At 31.4% G+C, this 23,745-nt stretch carries 23 protein-coding genes; 13 read left to right on the forward strand and 10 right to left on the reverse strand.

Translation table 11 applies throughout. The features are described from left to right. The first annotated feature begins 96 nt into the window (after positions 1-96). Positions 97-1,539 carry an asparagine--tRNA ligase gene (gene asnS / locus Z053_RS0120785; RefSeq protein WP_025666896.1) on the forward strand — a complete coding sequence of 481 codons (1,443 nt, stop codon included), beginning with the start codon at positions 97-99 and terminating at the stop codon, positions 1,537-1,539. A 93-nt stretch (positions 1,540-1,632) separates the two neighbouring features. On the opposite strand, the gene Z053_RS0120790 is transcribed toward asnS, so the two are convergent. The 9 genes from Z053_RS0120790 to Z053_RS0120830 form a co-directional block, all read right to left on the reverse strand. After that, positions 1,633-2,391 carry a LytR/AlgR family response regulator transcription factor gene (locus tag Z053_RS0120790; protein ID WP_025666897.1) on the reverse strand — a complete coding sequence of 253 codons (759 nt, stop codon included), beginning with the start codon at positions 2,389-2,391 and terminating at the stop codon, positions 1,633-1,635. Further along, the gene (locus tag Z053_RS0120795; protein ID WP_025666898.1) at positions 2,372-3,406 is read right to left on the reverse strand and encodes a histidine kinase; all 1,035 of its coding nucleotides are present in this window, start codon (positions 3,404-3,406) and stop codon (positions 2,372-2,374) included. The genes Z053_RS0120790 and Z053_RS0120795 overlap by 20 nt, the downstream gene beginning before the upstream one ends. A gap of 57 nt (positions 3,407-3,463) precedes the next feature. Then, positions 3,464-4,465 carry a sensor histidine kinase gene (locus Z053_RS30415; RefSeq protein WP_051476108.1) on the reverse strand — a complete coding sequence of 334 codons (1,002 nt, stop codon included), beginning with the start codon at positions 4,463-4,465 and terminating at the stop codon, positions 3,464-3,466. Positions 4,466-4,573: 108 nt separating this feature from the next. After that, positions 4,574-6,025 (reverse strand): hypothetical protein, encoded by a 1,452-nt coding sequence (locus Z053_RS0120805; RefSeq protein WP_025666900.1) that lies wholly within the window; start codon positions 6,023-6,025, stop codon positions 4,574-4,576. 354 nt (positions 6,026-6,379) lie between these two features. Then, the gene (locus Z053_RS0120810) at positions 6,380-7,126 is read right to left on the reverse strand and encodes a matrixin family metalloprotease (RefSeq protein ID WP_025666901.1); all 747 of its coding nucleotides are present in this window, start codon (positions 7,124-7,126) and stop codon (positions 6,380-6,382) included. Between the two features lie 584 nt (positions 7,127-7,710). Next, the gene (locus Z053_RS0120815; RefSeq protein WP_025666902.1) at positions 7,711-8,292 is read right to left on the reverse strand and encodes a hypothetical protein; all 582 of its coding nucleotides are present in this window, start codon (positions 8,290-8,292) and stop codon (positions 7,711-7,713) included. Then, complete coding sequence (locus Z053_RS0120820) at positions 8,289-8,756, reverse strand: ankyrin repeat domain-containing protein (RefSeq protein WP_025666903.1); 468 nt, start codon at positions 8,754-8,756, stop codon at positions 8,289-8,291. The genes Z053_RS0120815 and Z053_RS0120820 overlap by 4 nt, the downstream gene beginning before the upstream one ends. Positions 8,757-8,944: 188 nt before the next feature. Then, the gene (gene katG, locus Z053_RS0120825) at positions 8,945-11,182 is read right to left on the reverse strand and encodes a catalase/peroxidase HPI (protein WP_025666904.1); all 2,238 of its coding nucleotides are present in this window, start codon (positions 11,180-11,182) and stop codon (positions 8,945-8,947) included. 667 nt (positions 11,183-11,849) lie between these two features. After that, positions 11,850-12,608: a helix-turn-helix domain-containing protein gene (locus Z053_RS0120830; RefSeq protein WP_025666905.1), complete on the reverse strand. Its 759-nt coding sequence runs from the start codon at positions 12,606-12,608 to the stop codon at positions 11,850-11,852. Positions 12,609-12,930: 322 nt separating this feature from the next. Between Z053_RS0120830 and Z053_RS0120835 the strand changes: the two genes are divergently transcribed. The 12 genes from Z053_RS0120835 to Z053_RS0120895 all read left to right on the forward strand — a co-directional run bounded on the left by Z053_RS0120835 (position 12,931) and on the right by Z053_RS0120895 (position 22,880). After that, positions 12,931-13,326 carry a type III secretion system chaperone family protein gene (locus tag Z053_RS0120835; protein WP_025666906.1) on the forward strand — a complete coding sequence of 132 codons (396 nt, stop codon included), beginning with the start codon at positions 12,931-12,933 and terminating at the stop codon, positions 13,324-13,326. A 117-nt stretch (positions 13,327-13,443) separates the two neighbouring features. Then, the gene (locus Z053_RS0120840) at positions 13,444-14,034 is read left to right on the forward strand and encodes a hypothetical protein (protein ID WP_025666907.1); all 591 of its coding nucleotides are present in this window, start codon (positions 13,444-13,446) and stop codon (positions 14,032-14,034) included. A gap of 116 nt (positions 14,035-14,150) precedes the next feature. Next, positions 14,151-14,633, forward strand: coding sequence for a MarR family winged helix-turn-helix transcriptional regulator (locus Z053_RS0120845; protein ID WP_025666908.1), 483 nt, complete (start codon positions 14,151-14,153; stop codon positions 14,631-14,633). Next, complete coding sequence (locus Z053_RS0120850) at positions 14,633-15,169, forward strand: GNAT family N-acetyltransferase (protein ID WP_025666909.1); 537 nt, start codon at positions 14,633-14,635, stop codon at positions 15,167-15,169. Before Z053_RS0120845 ends, Z053_RS0120850 begins: the two co-directional genes overlap by 1 nt. Before the next feature lie 48 nt (positions 15,170-15,217). Continuing rightward, positions 15,218-15,685 carry a GNAT family N-acetyltransferase gene (locus tag Z053_RS0120855; RefSeq protein ID WP_025666910.1) on the forward strand — a complete coding sequence of 156 codons (468 nt, stop codon included), beginning with the start codon at positions 15,218-15,220 and terminating at the stop codon, positions 15,683-15,685. A gap of 230 nt (positions 15,686-15,915) precedes the next feature. Next, entirely contained in the window at positions 15,916-16,644 is a 729-nt protein-coding gene (locus Z053_RS0120860) for a hypothetical protein (RefSeq protein ID WP_025666911.1), read from the forward strand. Beyond that, a complete protein-coding gene (locus tag Z053_RS0120865; protein ID WP_025666912.1) occupies positions 16,634-17,314 on the forward strand; it encodes a hypothetical protein in 681 nt (226 codons plus the stop codon). The genes Z053_RS0120860 and Z053_RS0120865 overlap by 11 nt, the downstream gene beginning before the upstream one ends. Positions 17,315-17,693: 379 nt before the next feature. Then, entirely contained in the window at positions 17,694-18,338 is a 645-nt protein-coding gene (locus Z053_RS0120870) for a hypothetical protein (RefSeq protein WP_025666913.1), read from the forward strand. A 655-nt stretch (positions 18,339-18,993) separates the two neighbouring features. Further along, the gene (locus Z053_RS0120880) at positions 18,994-19,788 is read left to right on the forward strand and encodes a sensor histidine kinase (protein ID WP_025666915.1); all 795 of its coding nucleotides are present in this window, start codon (positions 18,994-18,996) and stop codon (positions 19,786-19,788) included. Positions 19,789-19,830: 42 nt separating this feature from the next. Further along, positions 19,831-20,472, forward strand: coding sequence for a response regulator transcription factor (locus tag Z053_RS0120885; protein ID WP_025666916.1), 642 nt, complete (start codon positions 19,831-19,833; stop codon positions 20,470-20,472). A gap of 342 nt (positions 20,473-20,814) precedes the next feature. Next, a complete protein-coding gene (gene rpoN, locus Z053_RS0120890; protein ID WP_025666917.1) occupies positions 20,815-22,275 on the forward strand; it encodes an RNA polymerase factor sigma-54 in 1,461 nt (486 codons plus the stop codon). Continuing rightward, a complete protein-coding gene (locus Z053_RS0120895) occupies positions 22,275-22,880 on the forward strand; it encodes a hypothetical protein (protein WP_024772278.1) in 606 nt (201 codons plus the stop codon). The genes rpoN and Z053_RS0120895 overlap by 1 nt, the downstream gene beginning before the upstream one ends. Here Z053_RS0120895 and Z053_RS0120900 read toward each other — a convergent pair. Then, positions 22,875-23,582, reverse strand: a complete 708-nt coding sequence (locus Z053_RS0120900; RefSeq protein ID WP_025666918.1) for a porin family protein — start codon at positions 23,580-23,582, stop codon at positions 22,875-22,877. The two genes, Z053_RS0120895 and Z053_RS0120900, sit on opposite strands and share 6 nt — an antisense overlap. Between the last annotated feature and the right edge of the window lie 163 nt (positions 23,583-23,745).

Consider the following 23,745-nt stretch of genomic DNA (forward strand, 5'->3'; position numbering starts at 1 on the left):
CTTTGCTACCTCAAAATTTAAACATCCTTGGTTTTATACTCACTAAATTGTATTGGAGGCTATAAAACCAAAAACAAATAATATCAAAAAAAACAGATGAAACATACTAAAGTAATAGAGGTACTACAAAGTGATAAATTATTACAGCCCGTACTTGTTAAAGGTTGGGTTCGTTCTTTTAGAAATGATCGTTTTATAGCGGTTAATGATGGATCAACTATTAATAATATTCAGTGTGTTTTAGAAGATAATACAATCGATGCTGCTATACAAAGCAGAATAAATGTTGGTGCAGCAGTTGCGATAGAAGGTACTCTTATCGAAAGTCAAGGAAAAGGGCAACGTGTAGAGATCCAGATATCTAATGTAGAAATCGAAGGAAATGCTGATCCTGAAGAGTTAAAACTTACTATTTTATCTCCAAAACGACATACATTAGAAAAATTACGTGAGCAAGCTCACTTAAGGGTTCGCACCAATACTTTTGGAGCTATCATGAGAGTGCGCTCAAAATTATCTTTTGCAATACATGAATATTTTCAAAAGAATGATTTTTACTATGTACATACACCAGTAATTACAAAAAGTGATGCCGAGGGTGCTGGAGAAGCATTTAAAGTAACTAATATGGATCTTAATAACATTCCGAAAAATGAGAATGGTGAGGTTGATTATAAAGAAGATTTTTTTGGTGGTGAAACAAACCTAACGGTTTCTGGCCAATTAGAAGCAGAGACTTATGCAATGGGATTAGGTCAGGTATATACTTTTGGACCTACTTTTAGGGCAGAAAACTCAAATACATCGAGACACCTTGCAGAATTCTGGATGGTAGAACCAGAAGTCGCTTTCTGTGATCTGGATGGCAATATGGACTTGGCAGAAGACTTTATTAAATACGTAATCCAGTTTATTTTAGATAACTGCCAGGATGATCTTGAATTTCTAGAAAATCGCCTAGTACAGGAAGATAAACAAAAACCTCAGGCAGAACGTGCCGAAATGTTATTGCGAGATAAACTAAAGTTTATATTAGAGAACAATTTTAAACGAGTAAGCTATACCGAAGCCATTGATATTCTTAAAAATTCTAAACCCAATAAGAAGAAGAAATTCAAATTTCCTATTGATGGATGGGGCGCTGACCTACAGAGTGAACACGAAAGATTTCTTGTCGAAAAACATTTTAAATGTCCTGTGATTTTATTTGATTACCCTGCAGATATTAAATCGTTTTATATGCGACTTAATGAAGATGGAAAAACGGTAAGGGCTATGGATATTTTATTTCCTGGTATTGGGGAAATAGTGGGTGGTTCTCAACGTGAAGAGCGTTTGGATGTACTTAAAGAAAAGATGGCTGCTCTTAATATTCCTGAAGAAGAATTATGGTGGTATTTAGATACTCGTCGTTTTGGTACGTGTACACATAGTGGTTTTGGACTTGGGTTTGAGCGTCTTGTTCTTTTTGTAACAGGGATGGGTAATATTCGTGATGTGATTCCTTATCCAAGAACACCTCTTAATGCAGAGTTTTAATCTTCTTATTACATAAATAAAGATCAAATATAGATTACTTCCTCAATAATGGCTTAAATTCATTTTTGAGGAAGTTTTATATTCTTCTGTGTTTTAATTTCCCTCAAACCATTGTTTAAAATCTGCAACTTTCTCACGGCTAACAATAACTTCTTTATCTATATTTTGGTTTAAAGTAAGTTTTAAACGCCTGTTAGAATAAACCAATACATCCTGTATCGTATTGATATTGACAATAAAAGTTCGATTTACTCTAAAAAAACTTTTGGGCTCCAATAATTCTTCAAGAGTTTCTAATTTATATTCTATCATATATTTTTTTCGGTTTTCTGCAACAAGGTATGCATCTCGTCCTTCTGCAAAGAAAAAGGAAATATCCTCGCTCTTAACTGAATGAATATGATTTCCCAGGCGAACCAAAAACCTATTTTTATATGTACTACTAGTCATATTCTTAACCGCATGACTAACATTAACCTCTCCCAAAAACTGAGATCGTAATGTCTCTAGTTTTTTTAATGCTTTTGAAAGATCTGTAAACAATATTGGCTTTAGAAGATAGTCTATACTATTTACCTTAAAAGCATCAATCGCAAACTCATCAAAGGCTGTAGTAAAGATTACGGGTTTACTCACTTTAACTTTATTAAAAATCTCAAAACTAAGTCCATCTATAAGTTGAACATCCATAAAAAAGAGATCTACTTCTTCCTGATGTGAGTCTATCCAAAGTGCCGCTTCTTCTATTGAAACCAGTTTACTTATTACCTTAATATCAGAATCATATTTTAACAAGTAACGTTCTAATTTTTCTGCTGCTAAAGGTTCGTCTTCAATTATTGCTACTTTCATCGATAGTAAGTTTTGGTATATAAATTATAGTATACATATCATCTTTGGTAATAGTAATTGGTATATCTGTATAGAATCGATACATATCCTGAATATCTTTGATACTATTGCAATCCATAGTATAACTAATCTTTTCCTGATGTGGATATTTTAACAACACATATTTCGAATCCTGAGTCATTGTCACAATAAGTTCTGTTTCTCTTGAAACTATTGTACTTCTTATAATCTGTTCTGCACAGGATAAAAGACTACCAGGAACAACTAACGTATGTATGGATTCTTCTTTAATAAATTTCGTTTTTCTGTATGGCAAATACTCAAATAAAAGTAGTAATTGATCCAAAGCATCGAGTTCTTCGTTAATAGGCACTAACTCTTTTATTGTTTTGGAAAGGATATATCGGTATACAGCCGAGAAATGATCTACCAAAAATTCTGCTTTATCAGTATCCTTTTTCATGACCAATATTAGCGACTCTAAGGTTTCAAACATTAATGTAGGATTTATTCCTTTTTTAAATTGAATAAAATCCTGTTCTACCCCCTCTTTCAGAGATAGTTCTTTTGTCATTATTTCTGTGTTTATTTTATGTAAAAACTGATGACTTAGGTATAATGAAAGGTATATTATTGTAATCACCGAAAAGATACTATTGAAAACAATAAGCTCAGAGCTATTAGGTGTAAACCCTAGCACTAAATCAAAATACAGAAACATCGATCCAGAAACTAAAAGTATAGAAGTAATTACCGAAATAATGATTTGCAGTATAATCTTACCTACCAACGAATTTGGAAATTTTAGCTTTTCAAAAAAAAATAAAGAAATTCTAGAATATTCCTGAATAAGATAGGCTAAACCAATACATACATATAATTCTTGCCCAAGAAATTCTTCTTGTAACTGGGTAACATTATTATTAACCAGTAAAATAAGCAGATACACCAGAGCACCACTACAAAGAGGGCTAATGATTCTAAATATTGGATTATGTATAAATAACTTATTCACTCGTTTGTACTTTAGTATTTATTTGAATTCACATTAACGTTTTTAGGTAAACTTACTTTATAAAATAATAGGAAGTTTTACAGTAAACTGTTCCTCATCTATTACCTCGATAGTTTTATTAAAAATGAGATCATACCTTAACCTAATATTGCCTAATCCAATTTTAAAAGAATCTACTACTTTAGGTTTTATGGTCTTGTTATTTGACACGTTAATATTATGATCATTGCAGGTGATAACTATTTTTAATACTTCAGAAGAAGTCATTTGATTATGTTTTACAGCATTTTCTATCAACATTTGAAGTGCTAGTGGTGGGATTTTACTTTTTAACACCCAATCTGGTAATGTAATTTCTAAATGAATACGATCATTAAATCGTGTACGCAATAAGAAGTGGTAAGAATTCACAAATTGTAATTCTTCTTCGACAGTTAACCATTTGTTTTCATATTTGTTTAAAATATACTGGTAAGATTTGGCTAGTTCTCGAATAAATAATTCTGCTTTTTTTACATCACTATACAACAAAGAAGATATTGTGTTTACACTATTAAATAAAAAGTGAGGGCTTAATTGTGATTTTAATGCTGTTAATTGTAATTCGGTTTGTTTTCGTTCTAATTGTAATGCTACTATTTGACCTTTTGCATATTGATAATAAGAGTGTATTGCAAAATAAATAATAGTATACACCAGAGAAGCAAAAAATATCAGGATAATCAATTTTAGCAATATTTCACTATAATCTTCAATAAAAGAAACTTGTGCCTCTTTTATAAAAGCATACCCATATAAAACAAGACTTATGAACAGAAAGGAAATGATCGTATTGGATAACACTCCTGTTAAAAGACGAAGTCCAGTATATTTTTTCCAGGAAATAAACCTGTTAAATATTTCATTGAAGATCGTATTGGTATAGATAATAATAACTCCTAGAAATCCTGATAGCCATAGTAGTTTCGTATTATCTTCTTCTTGGGTAAATCCCAAAAAACTATACGTAAGCAATCCCAGAATGAACCCTACTAAAATGATAGTAAAATACTTTTTCACGATTGATGATGGTTGGTATATATAATGATCTATACTAGACTTCATCCTACCAAAATAGTCAATAATACATAGATATAAAAGACTAATGGCAGGATGAAATATGTATTGTTACTTTAGTGCACGAAGGGCTCTTCCGAAATACGTTTCTGATGAAATATTTTTACAAGCGTTACGATACGCTTCTTTTACATTATCTCCAGATTTATTAACCGACGGAGCAAAAGCTACTAAAGTTTCTGACAAATAATGATCCGAACTGATTTGAGACGTTGCATTATTAAGAATTTCTAGAAGTTGCCTGCTACTTAGGTTTTTCCTCGATAACTTTATTAGAGCTACAGAAGCATAATGATCCGAACTAACACTGGATAATGCCTGGATAAAGACATCCATATTCTCACCATCCAAACCTTGTTTATTAATGGCCTTAGTCAGAACTTGTACCAAATAGTGGTCAGACCCAACTGATTTTCCTGCCAGTGAAAGTAATTCACTTAATTCACCACTATTTAATTTCTTATCCAATAGTCTAGAAAGTACTGTAGTGATATAATGATCAGATTGAATATCCTCTAATGTGTTCAAAAAAGAATTGTAATTCCCTCTAGAAAGTCCAGGAAGCTCTAACGCTTTATTTAGTACCTGTGCTTTGTAATGATCAGACCCAATTTGCTTAGAGTTTTCGATTAAAAGATTAAGATTAGTTTCATTTAGTTCTCGTTTCTTCATTACATTGATAAGCACCTGAGACATATAATGATCAGAATCAATTTCTGCTGTTATCTTAAATAGTTTACCTATCTGGTCATCAGAAAGGTTACCATCTTCGATAGCCGTATTTAATACCACTGTAGCATAGTGATCAGATCCAATACTTTTTGTTGCTTCTATATATGCAGATATTAAAGCGTTTGAAGCAAAAAAGTTTTGTTGTTTGTATCTTAACAATTCGGCGAGGTAATGATCAGATTTTATTTCTTCTCCCGCTAATCTTAATAATGATTCCATCTCTTTAGGAGATAGTTTTTTTTCTAATATTAATTTTAAATATGTAGATTTTACATGATCGCTTTCAAACGTTCTTATTTCGTTAAATACCATATTGGCACCACCCTGATTATAGAATCGATCTACTCTACCTTTTGCTCCTAAAGTTGTTGTTTTTACAATTTCTGGCAAAATCTCACCAAGCCATTTTCTACCTTCAGAATTAAAATCTTTTTTAGAAGAACCAACAAAATACTTTTTATTAAGCTTTCCATTACCCTCAGATTCGATTACAATCCGGCGTTTACTACCAAAAGCAGATTTTTTTATTTCGAGGTAACCACCATCAGAAATACCTATAACATCTCTATCATCATTCGATAGTGTGATCTCTCCTTCATAATTTATCGAGAAATTATCAAACATGCCATTCTGAACCTTAATAGTGGTTTTGCCTTTATTATAATTTACGGCATAGGACTGGGCATTAATATTTGATATAAAGAGTAGAGAAAGAATTAACAGTATTACCTTAAACAGGTTTGCGACAATAATCCTTGATATTAGATTCATAACTGTTCGTTTTTTGATTAATTGATTGATTGATTTTATTAATGCAAAGGTGGAACACTATGTTCTATATAAAAAACTAAATGAATTGAACTGTACTGCTAATGTACTGAATTGTACATTAGCTCTTTTTTATCTTTAAAAATTTTGTTTTTCCTTAATCAATTTCATCACTAGCGCTATACCATTATTAAAAAACAGTTATTATTTTTAAGGATGAAAATCCTTTTTATATCTGGCTAAGAAGAAGTTGCTAGTAAAAATTACAGGTTTATTTATGTATGGTCAGTATCTGAATTTATTGTTATCGACAATATATTTTATCATTCATTATAATCAAACTATGAATTGCTTAGTTTAACTATTCAGGTTAATTTCATCAATTCGTTTCTTTATTTTCTTTTCTTGAGTTTCATTAAAATTATGTCTAGAATCTTTATTTACAGTATTCATAATATTTTCTGCTTCGTGACTATGAAATAAACCTAACGCATGACCTATTTCATGTGGAGCAGTCGAAGTAAATAGGTTTTCATCTGTTATCAATACTCTTTGATCTCTCCCAATCCCTGCGATGCCTAGAATATTACATCTTTTAACTATATATATGTTTACTTTACTTTTATCATAAGATTCTCGAGATTGCATCAAAAATGTACTAGGTTCTGAACCCTCATTATCTCTAAGATCATAAAGCTCTTCATTAACTAAGCTTTTAGATTCGCCTAATTCTAATCCAATTCCAAATCTGTGAAAATATTCTCCATTCAAATAATTTATAAACTCCGCTTCGTTAAGTGTATATGATGATTTATCTAAAGTTTCTGAAGATTCTACATAAATAATATTAACTTTTACAATCTTCTCTGGTGCCGAAAACTCTGGCTCAATGCCGACAGCGTCTAGGTCATCACCAGTACTACATGATAATAAAAGAGGGATAGATATTATAAAAAGTAATCGCTGATATATTGTTTTAAAAGTACCTTTAGTATCATTTTCATTAACTAAAATCTTAGAAAAGAAATTATTAAAAAGATTCTTAATCTGAAGTATACTATTAAATATAGTACTGTTTGGTGTAGGTTTAGTAATTTTCGTCATTATTTTTAAGATTTGGGATACTTCTGGGGTAATAGAAGTATTGGTATTTTAAAAGAGAGATCTTTTCTTTGATCTTTAATCTTTTAAACCGTGTTAAACATTCTTCTGGGGCAATAGAAGATTATTTTACATTTTGACGAATTTACTTTTACTCTTGAACTGATATAACTTTTCGTAATCAATTCATTATAAAGGTAGTACAGATTCTCAATATTCGAATACGGGAAAAACGTAATATATTTACGTAATCACCAAAACACTATGTATTTCGGCGATAAATAGGTGTTTTCATTGAAATTTTAACATTTTTTCACCTAAAAATGAAAGTTTAATACTACAAATGTTAATGTTAATCAGGTAATTTTAAGGGGGTTTTTCCCCTGTTCATGGTCTAATAATTAAAACATTATCTCAATAAAATAGCATTTTCTTACAGCTAAATCTCAAAATATGATATACCACTATCGATTTAGCTATAGAAACAAGAAAATTAGAGGCGTATGATTGTTATCAATTGTGCGTATATTTATAGTATTGATACTTTTAAAATATGCAACCAAAATAACTTCAATTCTAAAACAGAACTAATTAGAATGCTTCTTTAATAAAATTTCAGAAATTAAATTTTCAATAATACTTTTATCCAGATCGGATTTATGAGATTTGTTTTTTGCTTTTTTTATCTTTTCGTAATGCGGTATTTTACCTGTCTTTGAAAGTACCTTGAGTACTTCTTCAAAAAAACTGTTTAAAATAGGAATCACAAATCTACTTGATTTGTTTTTTGCTTTAAGATGAATGAACTTTTTGGCGTATGCCAAGAAGATTTGAGGGTATTGAGAAAATGTAATTAATGCCTGACAAAAACTTTGATATACTTCTTCTCTATTTTGATTATTTTTAAATTTAAGCCTTTTGTGATCTATTTGAGTAAGTGTGTATAATAAGATACTTTCTCTAATAAATCTACTATAGTCATTATCAGAAAAATAATATACCTCCATTCCTATATTAGTGTTTATTACTAATACCTCATTTCCGATACTTTCTTTTAAGAAAGACTCAAAAACAGCTACCATAGCAGAGGACATTAACAATTGTCTTTTAAAATCAATAGATCTAATATTTACCGATTTTATACTTTTTATATCGTTGTTCCTCTTCACTGCGTAAGCTTAAATAATCCAGCAATCTCTAAACCTTGGTTTTTTGCATGCATTTCTGCAGTACATCCACGGTTATCTCTAGCAGAAATATCTGCTCCGTTTTCTACTAATAATCTAATAATTTCTTTTTGCCCAAAAGTCGCTGCATAAATTAGTGCAGTAGCCTCATTAACATTTTTTTGATTTACATCTGCTCCAGATGCTATAAGTAATTTTGCAATATTGTAATGTCCTTTAAAACAAACTCCCATTAGTGCTGTATTTCCAGCACCATCTTTTATATCAATATCTGGGGAGTATTTTAGAATTTCTTTAGTTATATCTTCGAAACCATAATAAGATGCTAGTAGCAATGGCGTAGAACCCCTGGAGTCTTTTGAGTTCACAACCTCAGGGTTACTACTTAAAAGTGCTTTTACGTCTCCTAATTCTTCTGATCGAATGAAATTAAAAATATCTTTCATAATGTATTACATATCTATTAATCATGATTAAAATATAGCATCGAAACCTCTCTTTACAGTATTAAGAAAATTTCAAAAATATTAGTGACTAGTACGATTCTATATTTTTTGTCACCTAACTAGTGAATCAAACAGGTGGTTTTACAACAAACCACCTGTTGTTTTAATCTTTTTACAGTTTAATATATTTAATCGAATCGATCAAGATTCATGACTTTACACCATGTTGCAACAAATTGATCTACAAATTTCTTTTCAGAATCTTTGCTAGCATAAACCTCGGCAAGAGCGCGTAGTTCAGAGTTAGAACCAAATATAAGGTCTGCTCGGGTACCTGTCCATTTTATTTCTCCTGTAGTACGGTCACATCCTTCAAATACTTCTTGAGCATCAGAAGTTGCTTTCCAGGTAGTGCTTAAATCAAGTAAGTTGACAAAGAAATCATTTGTAAGCACTTCGGGACGCTGAGTAAAAACTCCATGTTGAGATTGATCAAAATTCGTATTCAACACTCGAAGGCCACCAATAAGTATTGTCATCTCGGGTACTGTTAATGTTAATAGCTGAGCTCTGTCTATCAACATTTCTTCTGCAGAGATAGAAGACTTTGTTTTCTTATAGTTACGAAATCCATCGGCAAAAGGTTCTAGAACAGAGAACGATTCTACATCGGTTTGCTCCTGTGAAGCATCTGCTCTCCCTGGTGAAAAAGGTACTGTAATCTTGTGTCCTGCATTCTTTGCTGCCTCCTCTACTCCTGTAGCTCCACCCAGAACTATCAAATCTGCTAATGAAACTTTCTTATCTCCAGATGTTGAACCATTAAATTCTTGTTGAATACTTTCTAAAGTCTCTAATACATTGGCTAACTGAGTCGGATTATTCACTTCCCAATTCTTTTGTGGTGTAAGACGAATACGCGCGCCATTTGCGCCACCACGTTTATCAGAACCACGGAATGTGGATGCTGAAGCCCAGGCAGTAGATACTAATTGAGAAACAGATAGTCCCGAAGAAAGTATCTTGCTTTTTAAACTGGCAATATCCTGATCATCTATTAATGCATCTGTAACTTTTGGGATCGGATCTTGCCAAATTAATTCCTCTTTAGGTACTTCTGGACCTAGATATCTTGCAATAGGTCCCATATCACGATGTGTTAATTTATACCATGCACGAGCAAACGCATCTGCAAATTCATCGGGGTTTTCATAAAAACGTCTTGAAATTTTCTCGTAAGCAGGATCCATTCGTAAAGCAAGGTCTGTGGTAAGCATAATTGGCGCATGACGTTTAGAAGAGTCATGTGCATCTGGTACACTATCAGCACCTGCTCCATGTGTTGGTATCCATTGATGTGCACCTGCAGGGCTCTTGGTCAATTCCCATTCATAACCAAACAAATTCCAGAAAAAGTTATTACTCCACTTTGTGGGAGTACTGGTCCATGCTCCTTCTAATCCGCTGGATATAGTATCTCCTGCATTACCACTTCCAAAGTTATTTTTCCAACCCAAATTTTGTTCCTCAATACCTGCTGCGGCCGGTTCTCTTTCTACATATTTATCTGGATCAGCAGCGCCATGGGTTTTACCAAACGTATGCCCACCTGCAATAAGGGCAACTGTTTCTTCGTCATTCATCGCCATGCGGCCAAAAGTTTCTCGAATGTCATGAGCTGCGGCAATTGGATCAGGATTTCCATTTGGCCCTTCGGGATTTACATAGATCAATCCCATCTGGACCGCCCCCAGAGGATTCTCTAACTCTCGGTCACCTGTGTAACGTTTATCACCTAACCATTCGGTCTCGGCACCCCAATAAATATCTTGTTCAGGCTCCCAAACATCCTCACGTCCTCCTCCAAAACCAAAAGTTTTGAAACCCATAGATTCTAAAGCACAATTACCTGTAAGAATCATAAGATCTGCCCAGGAAATTTTCTTACCATATTTCTGTTTAATTGGCCATAATAATAAACGGGCTTTATCCAGATTAACATTATCTGGCCAACTGTTTAATGGTGCAAAACGCTGGGTTCCCGAACCTGCACCACCTCGACCATCAGCAATTCGATAAGTACCAGCACTATGCCATGCCATACGAACAAAAAGAGGGCCATAATGACCATAATCGGCTGGCCACCACTCTTGAGAATCAGTCATAAGCTCAAAAAGATCTTTCTTTACGGCTTTAAGATCAAGAGTTTTAAACTCTTTACTGTAATCAAATTCTTCACCCATAGGATTGGATAATAAAGAATGTTGACGAAGAATATTTAAGTTCAATTGATTTGGCCACCAATCGCGATTAGAAGTTCCTGTGCCCGCACCTTGCTTAAGTGTACCATTCATAAAAGGACACTCACTCATACCATTATGATTTGAACCGTGAGATTCTGTACTCTTGAGGTTTTTATTTTCCATTTGCTGTAGATTTTATTAGATGATTATTTGTTCTTATGCTTTCTCAAATTTATGATAAAAAAATGTTATTGATTTTAAACATTCAATATATAAAATCTATTAAACTATTATCTCCTCTTATAAAACTACTAAATGATGTGCTGTATTTATTCAAGAAATACCATACTTCTCCATAAAATACATTTTAAATTCTTGTCACATCTGGTATGTCGTAGCTAGCCAATCTTCAATTTTATGTTGGAAAAAAACTTCACCAGACTCTCTCAATCTTTACTATATTATATGTACTGTTTAAATAGTATCATCAATAGCGATAACAGTATTGGATTAATTTAGATATAGAAAACATTGTTTTTGCCAATATAATGCAGAGCATAAATTAACAAACAACACTAACATTGTTAGCTATTTTTGTAGGATAGGTATTAAGATAAGAGATTGTTTTATCGCTCATCATAACATGGGATAGATCAAGATACCAAATTTAAATATCAAATACAATACATAACTTAATTGATATTCAATGAATTAATTAGATTACACCTGGCAAATTTCAAAGTAAATTAAAATATTCTTCTTATGAATTAAAACATATGGTAGATGTTTATTTAAAAAAAATAAAAGAATATTTAGAAGGTTTTCAGATTCAAACAAATTATACGACTAACTATTTAAGCTTCTCTTTCATTCGTAATAGTTCCTGCTCTATCAACAACAATTTATCTTCAACCAGGTCACCAAATTCTGGTATACGTCTAAAAAATGCATACCGCACTCTCCACAGTTCTTTAATGTCTGATATAGGAAATGATGAATCTTCAATGTTTTTATGATCGGCCCTTAGTACTGCATTTCCTTTTAAAACATACAATCTTCTAAAGATTAGTTTATTCTCGACAACTACAAAAACCAGTGTACCATTATTTAATTTTTTAATCACTGTTGGGGGAACCTTTTCTCCTATTACAACATCCTTTGGATAAAAACCTTTATCATGTGATGTCATCTCGAGATTACTTACAGTATATCCTCTAAACTCTTTAGTTGGGTTTACTGGTAATTGCATGGTTGGTAATTCTTTAATAAACCCCTCTGTGTTATATAAAGTAATATAATCATTAGCTGTACTTTCTGTTATACACGGAACGATTGCAAATTTTTCTCGTTTCACATCTTCTGCATAGGTAGTAAGGTCACCTTTAAACTTCAGAAGTTGATTTACAGTAAGTTCGTTTGTTAATAAATCATCTATTGCAATGCTAAAATGATTAGCAATTTTAATAATTGTTTCTATTTTTGGTTCACTTCTACCCTCTTCATATGCGCCTAATGTGCCTCTTTTTAGATCAAAAAGCTCAGCAAAAGCTTGTTGACTTAAACCTTTTACTCCACGTATTTTTTTTATGTTTTTTCCGAAAAAAGACATTTTTGCTAATTTTATTTGCAATTATAAAAAATAATTGTACATTTACACTAACAATATTAGCTAATATTCTATTAAAAAGCTAATTTTAGTAGAAATACTTCACAATTTTATTCTTTTCCTAAGAAACACTGAGGATTATACTAAAAATTTTAGCACAACATCTAATTATTAATTTAAATCATTCATACCCATGATCACTCTTATTTTTTATCTCGTTAATTTAGCCAAAGATATTGCAGAAAATTTGTGCTACTTTTTGTAATATTGATACACTAAAGAAAATCAGTCATACATAATTATTCATTTATCAAAAAACCATCTAATGCAAGATCATTATCAGGTAGTAAAAAAATATTTACTACAACTTAAATATGATATTACCCATGAAAACAATAGGGAAGGTATTATTATGATCAGCAAAGAAGCCGAAGGAATTAAAAATATGATTCTTGGGGTTGCACCACCCATTTTAATAATGGAACAGCATATCTGCACTATCAAAAATAAAAATGAAGTCGTATACCGTAGTCTATTACAAAAAAATAGAGATATTATACACGGTGCTTTTGTACTAGATGAAACTGGTGATAAAGTAATTTTTAGGGATACGTTACAGATAGCTAATCTGGATCTTAATGAACTCGAAGGATCATTAAATTCTATCGGACTTTTATTAGGCGAATATTCTGAACAAATTATCAATTTCTCTAAGTATTAAATGCCGTACTACGCATTTCTAGAGTTCCTTAACAATAAAGACATATTACACCCTGGAGTTAATGAAGTATTGCGAATTTCTTATATTGCTCCAGGTATATAATAAGCCTTATTGAAAATGAAAAAAAAGATAGATCCGAATTTAATTATAGCTATTGGAGTACTTATTGCTAGTTTTTCTGCTCTTTTTGTGTATATGAGGCAGGCTAGTATTATGAGCGATCAAACAGAAATTCTACTAGAACAAACCAAAGCTAATGCATGGCCAAGACTGTCGATCGAGACAGATCTCAATTGGATCGATAAAAAATTAGAATCTTTAAAGATTAAAATACATAATAAAGGTACTGGTCCCGCGCTTGTCGAAGGAGTTCGAGTTACTTATGATAGCGTCTATACCAGTAGTTGGGGAGATTTATTTGACAAAATAAATGTTCCGGATTCTATTAGCACATCTATTTCTAATAAAACTGTTTACAATACTGTTTTATCTGCAAATGAAAATTATTATTGGTTACGACTTATACATGATCCAAACTTAGCACGTTGGCTGTATAATCATCGAGAAAAGATAACAATTGAGGTTTGTTATAGATCTGTTTTTAAAGATTACTGGTTATTAACAGTAGATAAAAATGGATATAACACTACTAGGAAATTAGATATTCCCGAATGCTCATTACCTTCTGATGAAATGTTTAAAAGTTAAAGAAACCATAGATCAGAATATAATTTTTCGAAGTCTATAAATGTCATACTACCTCCTACTATTTTAGTATTTAAAAAATATTTTATATATTTACATAAGCACTTATATAAATACTTATGAAAGATAAATTACAAGAATATGCCGAACTGGGTTTAGGATCCAGGCTAAAACGACTAAGCGAATTTGTAATGAAAGAAATCCAAATTGTATACACTTCTTGTAATATTGATTTTGACCCATATTTATTTCCCATTTTTAAAATCATAATAGATCAAGGCCATACCACAACCACAGATATACAGGAAAAGCTACTATATACACAACCTGCAATCACCCAAGCACTAAAAAAGCTAATGGAAAAAGGATTGGTCGAATATAAAATCGATACAACCGATAAAAGAAAAAAGCTATTTCAGTTAACAAAAAAAGGTAATGAGACCTACCAAATCATGATTCCGTTATGGAAAGTAATTGATCAGGAAGTAACAACATTAACAACCTTCTCTTCTTCAAATCTTGCAGATCATATTACTCATTTCGAAAGTAAACTCAGAGAAAAACCATTACATCAACAAATACTCGAAAAATACACCTCATAATGCATATAGTAAGACCAGTACAAATATCAGACATTCAGAATATTTATCAGCTTTACAAAAAAATTGGTGAACAATCTGGTAGGATCATACGAGTATCTAGCGAAATCACTCTAGATTACATACAAGATTTTGTACATAAAAGCGTATCTGATGGTTTGATATTGGCAATTCCTCATCCAGAATATGAGCATCAAATCATCGCAGAAATTCATGCATATCGTGTTCCTATTTCTGCATTCAGACATATATTAACAGATCTTACCATTGTCGTTAATCCAAAATTTCAGGGGCAAGGTCTCGGAAAATTACTTTTCACCAGCTTTTTAACCAAAATCAAAACATCATATCCTCACATCCTTCGTGTTGAATTATTTGTACGGGAGAATAATACAAATACCGTTCAATTTTATGAAAAACTAGGATTCATAAATGAAGGAAAACACCATCAAAAAATCAAGAATCTCGATCATAGTATAGAAACTCCTATTCATATGGCTTGGTTTAATCCAGAATATAATAATGACCTTACCCATTAATATTGAAATCGTAAGGCAAATCATAAATCTTAAAGTATTAACATCGAAATGAACACTTCTATCATTCCTTTTGACCCAAAATATGCAAAAGACTTCGCAGCTCTTAATATAGAATGGCTAGAGAAATATTTTGTAGTAGAACCACATGACGCAGCGTTATTAGAACAATGCGAGGATACCATTATCAATCAAGGCGGGTTTATTTTTTTTGCAAAATCAAATAATATCATAGCCGGTACTTTTTCGCTAATCAAAATTGAAGAAGGTATTTATGAATTAGGCAAAATGGCTGTTTCTCCGAAATTTCAAGGTCAAAAAATAGGGCAGCAATTACTAGAATTTTGTATTGAATTTTCTGCAACTCAAGGTTGGAAAAAACTACTTCTATACTCCAATAGAATTTTAGAAAATGCGATCTATATTTATGGCAAATATGGTTTTAAAGAAATTCCTATGGAAGATCACCCTCCCTATCAACGTAGTAATATCAAAATGGAACTTATATTGCAAAAATAAAACTTGTTATTCTGTTCTCTTCTCCATACAGAGTAATTTATTTTTCTACACATCACAAGGAATAATTTCATAATCAGATAATAGTTGTATTTTTGAAGGTCTATTTTAGATATTTCCCTATATATCAATATAATATCTAAAATAGACTTTCAATATCATGAGTATTCTTAAAACCAAATACGAAGACTCTTACATTGGAAAATAATAATTTTTAACCAAAAGTAATCGTCATGAAAAAACCAACGAACGGCAGTACATGGTATGCCTTATTCCTAGCATTAACTACCAGCTTATTCTTTTTACATTCCTGCCAACAAGACTCAACTATAGAAATTTTTGGAGAAGAAGAATATCTAAGAAAAATTGAAACCTTAGAAACAAAAGTAAAAGATTTAGAAGAAAAACTAGGTCAAGAAAAATCGAATCGAAGTAGGCCAAAAAATATCATTAGTTTTGAGCAAGCGCAAAGAATATATAAAGCCTATGATGATAGAGCCGATTTAATTAGCGAAGTTGTTAATTCTGCTACAAACGATGGTTCTTTTAACCCTACACGGTCTATGTTTTATGAAATTTCTGAATTACGTAACTATTTATCATATGTCGATGAGTTATCACAAAAAGCAGGTGTAAAAACAACCGGATTACGTTTCTACTTCGCATTATATCCCGATACATATGTCTCCTCTACTGGGAATGATAGAAACGCAAAGCATCAAACCATCTTTATTGCTCCTACCTTAGAAAAAAAATACGACAATCATATTTTGCATATAGGATACACGCTTAACAATGATGGTAAAGTAGAATTATTAGATAAAAACAATGGGTTTAGTCATTTAAGACGAAACCGTAATAAAACAGATCATATATCTTTGTCACAAACAAGAAATGATAATGATAAATTTAGTCTCATTGCCAATGATTTAGGAGCAACTCCTCCAGAATATGGTCACTAAAATCGAACTCCTAATAGTATTGAGAAAAATCGCTTTTGGCAGCGAATGCATTGCTGCACTTACTGGGGTGTTTTTTTTGTTTAATTATAAGATCAAAGGTGTATTAAAATGGTTTTCGATTTTTCTGATTTATATTTTTATCAACGATATTATCGGATATAACACAAGACATTGGTTTCCTAATTCTAACAACTTAATAGTATATAATATATCTACTACGCTTACATTCTTATTTCTTTTTTTTATGTACCACCAGTATATCAAAGAAAAAACCAGTAAACGTTTTATCAAGTATTTTATGGTACTTTATTTAGTTACTCTTTTTATAAGTGGATTCTATGAAAATTATCTAGTTCAATTACAAAGCATCCCATTTCTTCTAGGCGCATTTTTATTAATGACCTCTATCATTTTTTACTATGCAGAATTATTAAAATCAGAGCAAATTCAGGAAAGCACTAAAGATTTCTTGTTTTGGATTAGTGTTGGGTTATTGATTTATTATGTAGGAAAAATGCCTTTTCGTATTGTACGGGATTATTATGCCAACCATAATAATTTCTCTACGCTGTTTATTCTAAATAGCATTTTTACCATTATTATGAATAGCTGTTTTATAATCGGGTTTTTAATTCATAGAAAAACAGTTTCTGATAGGTATTCTCGATAAAAACAACGTTAAAAAAAATATTCTAGAATTCTTTTATAAAATTTGTGTTCGTTTATTATACAGAGTATATCCTCTATATGTACTTACAAGAAGAATTTTAACGCTACAAAAGAGTCGAATCCCTTTTTTAAAAAGGGGTAAATCCCCCTTTTTTTAATATTTACATATACTTCAAAACCTAGATAACAACCTCAAAATCGTTTATTATCAAAGGTTTATCGTGATTTTATTTTAACAAAACCTGCCTTTACTTTTTTAAAACTACAGAATAATAGTATTTTTAATTCTGGGAAACACATTAATGCAAATCAAAAGATTTAACTAATCTATTTTCGGCAGGGGGCCGAAACATTAACAAACATCTTAATAAACCAAAAAAATGGACAAAAAAACTAACTTTATCGGATACCCCATTGTTATTATTATTACTGCAATACTTACTTTTTTGATCAGCACATGTGAAAGATCAAAAAATCAAGAAGAGCCTTATCCTCCTAATGGATCCCCAATGGATATGCTTGAGACTAAAGAAATGGGAGAACTATATTATAATTATGATGAGCGCGCCCATCATATTGAAGATTCAATCAAAAAAATAATTCCTGATTTTGAAGCAGTCAGATCGATAACATTCAACTATCAGGATTTAAAAAACTATTTCCACTTTATAGAAAAAAACTCCGTAGAGGCCGATATTAGAATCTCTGGACTACGATTCTATTATGGAAAATACAAGAATGATAAACCTGATAAAAACAAAGGAAGACAAATGTTGTTTTTTAACCCTACTATAGATACTATAATCGGAGGAAAAAAAATCTCCCTTGCATATGCACTCGAAAGAGATGGAAGTAATGTAACTCCTGTATTTTTAAAAGATATTATTGGAATAGAAAAAAGAAAAGCTCAAAAAAATAAAGCTTCTATCTTTTCATTTTTAAACCTTTTTGCAGATGATCATTACGAAAGTCAAGGAAAAAATGGAGGTGGTCAACAAAGCCCTCCACCATATAACATTCATTAGAACTAAAGCTAAATAACATAATGAGTATAGATTTTTTTACATTTCTTAGAGATTTCTCGACACTATTTATGGGGCTTCTATGTTCTATAGTTGGCACTATATATTTTTATAAATATAAAGATTCTGTATTAAGAAATTTCTTAATCTATTTATGGATAACTGTAATATGTGATTATTCTGCCTATGTATTAAGAGAATTTTTTGAAATAAAAACGAATGGTATTTTATTCAATATTTACTTTTTTTTAAGCTTTATATATTTATCATCTTTATATTTTAAAATACTAAGAGATTCTAAAAAGAAAAAAGCAATTTATGTATTTATCACTATTTACATATTATCATTCATAATCGGAGGGTTTTACGAAAATTATATAACTGATTTTCAATCTATTCCATTTATTACAGCTTCACTTTTATTTATTCTACAAACTACTTTATATTTTATTGAAATATTAAATAGCAAACGTATTTTGTACATTAAGAAAAATCTTTTTTTTTGGATTAGTATAGGCCTTCTCATTTTTTATGTAGGAAATATCCCTTTTAGGATAGCAATCAAATATTATGTTGAAAAAGAATCTATAACCATCTTGTTTTCACTTTTTTATGTGTTAATAGTACTAAATTACACCTGTTATATTATAGGTTTTATATGGAGCGACAAGAAACAGCTATACTAATAGCAAGTATAATACTTGTAGTTATTATTGTAATTATGATTTCTCTCTTTTTAATTTTTCAAAAAAGGAAGAATAGTCTCTTGCTACAACAAAAAGAAGCAGAAAAAAAGTTTGAAAAAGCTATTGCAGAAACTCAGATCGAGATTAGAGAAGAGACATTGCGTAACATTAGCTGGGAGTTACACGATAATATTGGCCAGCTACTCACGCTGGCCAAAATACAGGTGAATGTGGCTCAGGATGATCCTAAGAAACTAGAAGAGGTTACCGAGACTATAACCAAAAGTCTTACAGAACTGCGATCATTATCAAAATTGATCAACCCAGATACTATAAAAAGCTTAAGCCTTACAGAAGCTATAACATTAGAAATAGAACGATTTAATCGTATGCAGTTTATTAAAGCTGCAATTACCAGTAATGAAGAAATAGATGTGCTGGATGATAAGGCAGAGATTATTATCTTTAGGATATTACAAGAATTCTTTACCAATACTATCAAACATTCTAAAGCTTCAAATCTAGATGTTGATGTACACTATGGTACCGATAAATTGGTAATTCATGCAAAAGATAATGGTGTTGGTTTTGATCAGATAGAATGTCCAACCAAAAGAGGGATAGGATTAAGTAACATGCAAAACAGAGGGAAATTAATCGATGCCGTTGTACAAATAACATCGCAAAAAGGAAAAGGAACAGCAATAACACTAACTTATCCTTATAAAAAAGAAAGTTCGATGGCATTAGACAACGAAGTTAATTAACTTTGTACAGAAAACTATTCACACAAATAATAAGTATTGTCAATCATGAAATACTCAGTAGTAATTGTAGAAGACCATATTTTACTATCCCAGGCATTATCTGGATTGGTTAATGGGTTTGCCAAATTTAAAATTCTATATATCTGTAAAAACGGTAAAGAATTACTTACCCGATTTAAAGATCCTAAAAACATCCCGGATATTGTGCTCATGGATATCAACATGCCAATCATGAATGGGATTGAAACCACAGCAGCATTAAAAGAACAATACCCGCAAGTTAAGGTGTTAGCACTATCTGTAGAAGAAGATGAAAATACAATTCTTAAAATGCTTAGAGCAGGTGCAAAAGGATATCTTTTAAAAGATACCGAAAAAAGCATTTTAGAAAATGCGCTTATCCAGGTACAGGAAACAGGTTTTTATCACACAAAAGATGTTACCAATTTACTACTGGGCTCTTTAAACCCAAAAGAAGAAAATAATGTAGTACTCAAAGATCGAGAAGTAGAGTTTATTAAACATGCATGTACAGAAAAAACATATAAAGAAATTGCAAATGACATGTGTTTAAGCCCAAAAACGATTGAAGGATACCGAGATTCTATTTTTGAAAAACTAAACCTTAAAAACAGAACAGGTTTGGTTATTTACGCTATTAAAAGTAAGTTATTCGTTCCTTAATGTTTGCTCTATGTACGCCCTCTCTCTTGGATTTCTGTACACTGGAATAAAAAACATTTAAAAGAGGCGTACATATTTTATCCCTCAATTCTATCTCAATGAGACAAAACCATTTTATATATTATCATTAAACAATCGACATTGTTTGGTTTATGTCTTAAAAAAAACTAGTTTATTACATATTATAACTACTTTTGGCCCGTTTATTGATTACAGCCAAAAATAAAATCATTGCAATTATGGTTTTATAGCATTTTTTGTAAATAAACTAACCTTCTTATACTTCTTTAAAAACAGTGTTTTTTGTTTATTTTTGTGAGTAGAAGAACATTGATAATTTTTATGCTAAAACAACAATTAAATTTTAAGCTTTCTCAAAAACTTTCTCCACAGCAGATTCAACTCATGAAGTTGATTCAACTTCCTACGCAAGCATTCGAACAACGTTTGAAGCAAGAAATGGAAGAAAATCCTGCTCTTGATAGTGGAAAAGATAAAGCGGATGAATTTGAAGATGCGTTTAGCAATGAAAACTCTGCAGAAGAGGATTATGGAACCGAAAAGATAGAAGCAGATATTAATGTTGATGAATATCTTAGTGATGATGAGATTCCTAGTTACAGATTAAGTTCTAATAATTATAGTGCTGATGATGAAGAAAAAAGTGTTCCCTACGCCTCTGGAACATCATTTCATCAGCATTTGGTTAACCAGCTAAATACGTATCGATTTAATGATGAAGAAAGAGAAATAGCCGAATTTCTTGTCGGTAGCGTTGATGAAAGTGGTTATATAAGAAGATCTTTGTCAGATATTTTAGACGATTTGGCCTTTACTCAAAATGTATATACTACCGAAGAAAAAATAGAAAACATCTTACAAATTGTTCACCAACTAGATCCAGCGGGTGTTGGTGCTCGTAATTTACAAGAATGTCTCTGGATTCAACTGGATAGAAAAGAAACTACTATCCCTATAAAATTAGCTTCAGAAATCCTCAAAAAAGCTTTTGATCATTTTAGCAAAAAGCATTATGACAAACTTTTATTAAAATTTGACATTACTGAGGAACAGTTAAAAGAAGCTATTGATGAAATTGAACATCTTAACCCTAAACCAGGAGGAGCTTATGCTGGAAACAACCGTTTGATCGAACATGTGGTTCCCGACTTTACAATTAGAATTGTAGATGGAGAACTCGAATTAACACTAAACGGTCGTAATGCCCCAGAACTTCATGTATCCAGAGAATACAACAATATGCTTCAGGGATATAAAGCCAGTAAAGAAAAATCTAAATCCCAAAAAGATGCTGTGTTATTTATCAAACAAAAATTAGATGCAGCAAAATGGTTTATCGAAGCAGTAAAACAAAGACAACAGACACTTTTTATTACTATGAGTGCAATAATGCACTATCAAAAAAGTTATTTCCTTAGTGGAGACGAAAGAAATCTTAAGCCAATGATTTTAAAAGACATTGCTGATGAGATCTCTATGGATGTAAGTACCGTTTCGAGAGTAGCAAATAGTAAATATGTAGATACTCCTTATGGGACAAAACTTATTAAAGAGTTCTTTTCTGAGTCCATGACCAATGATCAAGGTGAAGAAGTCTCTACCAGAGAAATTAAAAAAATACTGGAAATAACTATAGGTGAAGAAGACAAGAAAAAACCCCTTACGGATGAAAAGCTTGCTAAAATCCTTAAAGAGAAAGGGTACCCTATAGCCAGAAGAACTGTAGCCAAATACAGGGAACAATTAGATATTCCTGTTGCCAGACTACGAAAGAAAATTTAATGAATTTTTTTCTTAGAAGTGTTTCTTATATTTTACACCCATTATTGATGCCTCTTTTGGGTGCCATAATTTATTTTAGTACAGCTCCAAGATTTATTCCAATCGAAATTATTAGAGCCAAAGTTTTTGGGCTAATTATTCTTACCATCCTAATACCTATTGTATTATTCTTTTTATTAAAAAGTACCGGAACTATTACCTCAATACATCTTGAAAACGTAAAACAACGAAAAATCCCGTTATTACTACAATCTATCCTACTTATAGTGGTTATCAAAATGGTTATTGATGTATATCATTATCCAGAGTTATATTTTTTCTTTTTAGGAATTCTGTTTTCTTCATTAAGTGCAATTTTTATGGTATTGTTTAACATAAAAGCAAGCTTACATATGATTGGGATTAGCGGAATCACGATGTTTACTGTGGCACTAAGTATTCATTTTGGACTTAATTTAACTATTCTAATAGCCATGCTGATGATTTTTAACGGGCTGGTAGCCACATCTCGATTACATTGCAAAGCACATAGTAATCTAGAATTGATCCTAGGGTTTCTAATAGGGATAATCCCGCAGCTTACTTTAGCAAATTTCTGGTTATAAAATATAAAACATCAATCCAATTTTTGCAGTATTCAATCCTACAGATTCTCCCTGAATTGTAGCATCACTATTGAATAGAGTATTCAAACTATAGTAGAAATGAAAATTAAAGGTGTTCCACCCAAAAGTAAACGTTGCTCCTACCCTCCATCGATTTAATTCATCCAATTTCGCTTGTCTCACTCGGTTTCCCGGTTGTTTAAAATTAGAATTAAAAGAATACAAGTATCCCATTCTAACACCTGTATAAATTCTATAAAACTTATGGGTTTCAGGAATAGATGTACGCCATCTAAACTCAAAAGGAGCTTCTACCAAATGTGTGGTAAATCTATTAGTGCTATAATCGACACCTTTTAAACTACTAAATATACTCTGCTCAGTATTTTCTTCCTCTCCTATAAACAAATTCTGATTATACACGTTTAACGAATACCCTAGTCCAAGACCTATAGAAATATTACGCCTTTTATTAATTGGCATATCTCGGATAAATCCTAAATGTAGTCCCCCAGAAAAACCAGATTGACTCACATCTGTTGGTCTATTAAGTAATAGGTTAAATGTTACACCTATATAAAACTGATCTTCTCGATATAAAGAATCTATCTCTATTTCTTGAGTAGAATCTTGCTTGGTTTCCTGTCCCCAAGAAAGAAACACAAACAAATAACATACAATGAATACAAACAATTTTTTCATATAGATCACTAAAATAAATCTATTTCTTTAGAAATAAGAGAAAGTTTATAAAAACAAGGCTAAATCATATAAAATCCTGCCCGAAGGCAGGATTTTATATGATTTAGACATTTATGCTACGATAATAGTAAACAACTATATACTACTTAAAATTATCTGAAGC

Origin of the sequence: Aquimarina megaterium XH134, assembly GCF_000520975.1 — a bacterium.
GTDB lineage: Bacteria > Bacteroidota > Bacteroidia > Flavobacteriales > Flavobacteriaceae > Aquimarina > Aquimarina megaterium.

Coding starts and splice junctions, on each gene's coding strand:
- katG (WP_025666904.1), bottom strand. CDS start 11,182: ATGGAAAATAAAAACCTCAAGAGTACAGAATCTCACGGTTCAAATCAT.
- Z053_RS0120865 (WP_025666912.1), top strand. CDS start 16,634: ATGGTCACTAAAATCGAACTCCTAATAGTATTGAGAAAAATCGCTTTT.
- asnS (WP_025666896.1), top strand. CDS start 97: ATGAAACATACTAAAGTAATAGAGGTACTACAAAGTGATAAATTATTA.
- Z053_RS0120845 (WP_025666908.1), top strand. CDS start 14,151: ATGAAAGATAAATTACAAGAATATGCCGAACTGGGTTTAGGATCCAGG.
- Z053_RS0120870 (WP_025666913.1), top strand. CDS start 17,694: ATGGACAAAAAAACTAACTTTATCGGATACCCCATTGTTATTATTATT.
- Z053_RS0120880 (WP_025666915.1), top strand. CDS start 18,994: ATGGAGCGACAAGAAACAGCTATACTAATAGCAAGTATAATACTTGTA.
- Z053_RS0120895 (WP_024772278.1), top strand. CDS start 22,275: ATGAATTTTTTTCTTAGAAGTGTTTCTTATATTTTACACCCATTATTG.
- rpoN (WP_025666917.1), top strand. CDS start 20,815: ATGCTAAAACAACAATTAAATTTTAAGCTTTCTCAAAAACTTTCTCCA.
- Z053_RS0120820 (WP_025666903.1), bottom strand. CDS start 8,756: ATGAAAGATATTTTTAATTTCATTCGATCAGAAGAATTAGGAGACGTA.
- Z053_RS0120790 (WP_025666897.1), bottom strand. CDS start 2,391: ATGAAAGTAGCAATAATTGAAGACGAACCTTTAGCAGCAGAAAAATTA.
- Z053_RS0120860 (WP_025666911.1), top strand. CDS start 15,916: ATGAAAAAACCAACGAACGGCAGTACATGGTATGCCTTATTCCTAGCA.
- Z053_RS0120900 (WP_025666918.1), bottom strand. CDS start 23,582: ATGAAAAAATTGTTTGTATTCATTGTATGTTATTTGTTTGTGTTTCTT.
- Z053_RS0120840 (WP_025666907.1), top strand. CDS start 13,444: ATGAAAAAAAAGATAGATCCGAATTTAATTATAGCTATTGGAGTACTT.
- Z053_RS0120810 (WP_025666901.1), bottom strand. CDS start 7,126: ATGACGAAAATTACTAAACCTACACCAAACAGTACTATATTTAATAGT.
- Z053_RS0120855 (WP_025666910.1), top strand. CDS start 15,218: ATGAACACTTCTATCATTCCTTTTGACCCAAAATATGCAAAAGACTTC.
- Z053_RS0120830 (WP_025666905.1), bottom strand. CDS start 12,608: ATGTCTTTTTTCGGAAAAAACATAAAAAAAATACGTGGAGTAAAAGGT.
- Z053_RS0120850 (WP_025666909.1), top strand. CDS start 14,633: ATGCATATAGTAAGACCAGTACAAATATCAGACATTCAGAATATTTAT.
- Z053_RS0120805 (WP_025666900.1), bottom strand. CDS start 6,025: ATGAATCTAATATCAAGGATTATTGTCGCAAACCTGTTTAAGGTAATA.
- Z053_RS0120835 (WP_025666906.1), top strand. CDS start 12,931: ATGCAAGATCATTATCAGGTAGTAAAAAAATATTTACTACAACTTAAA.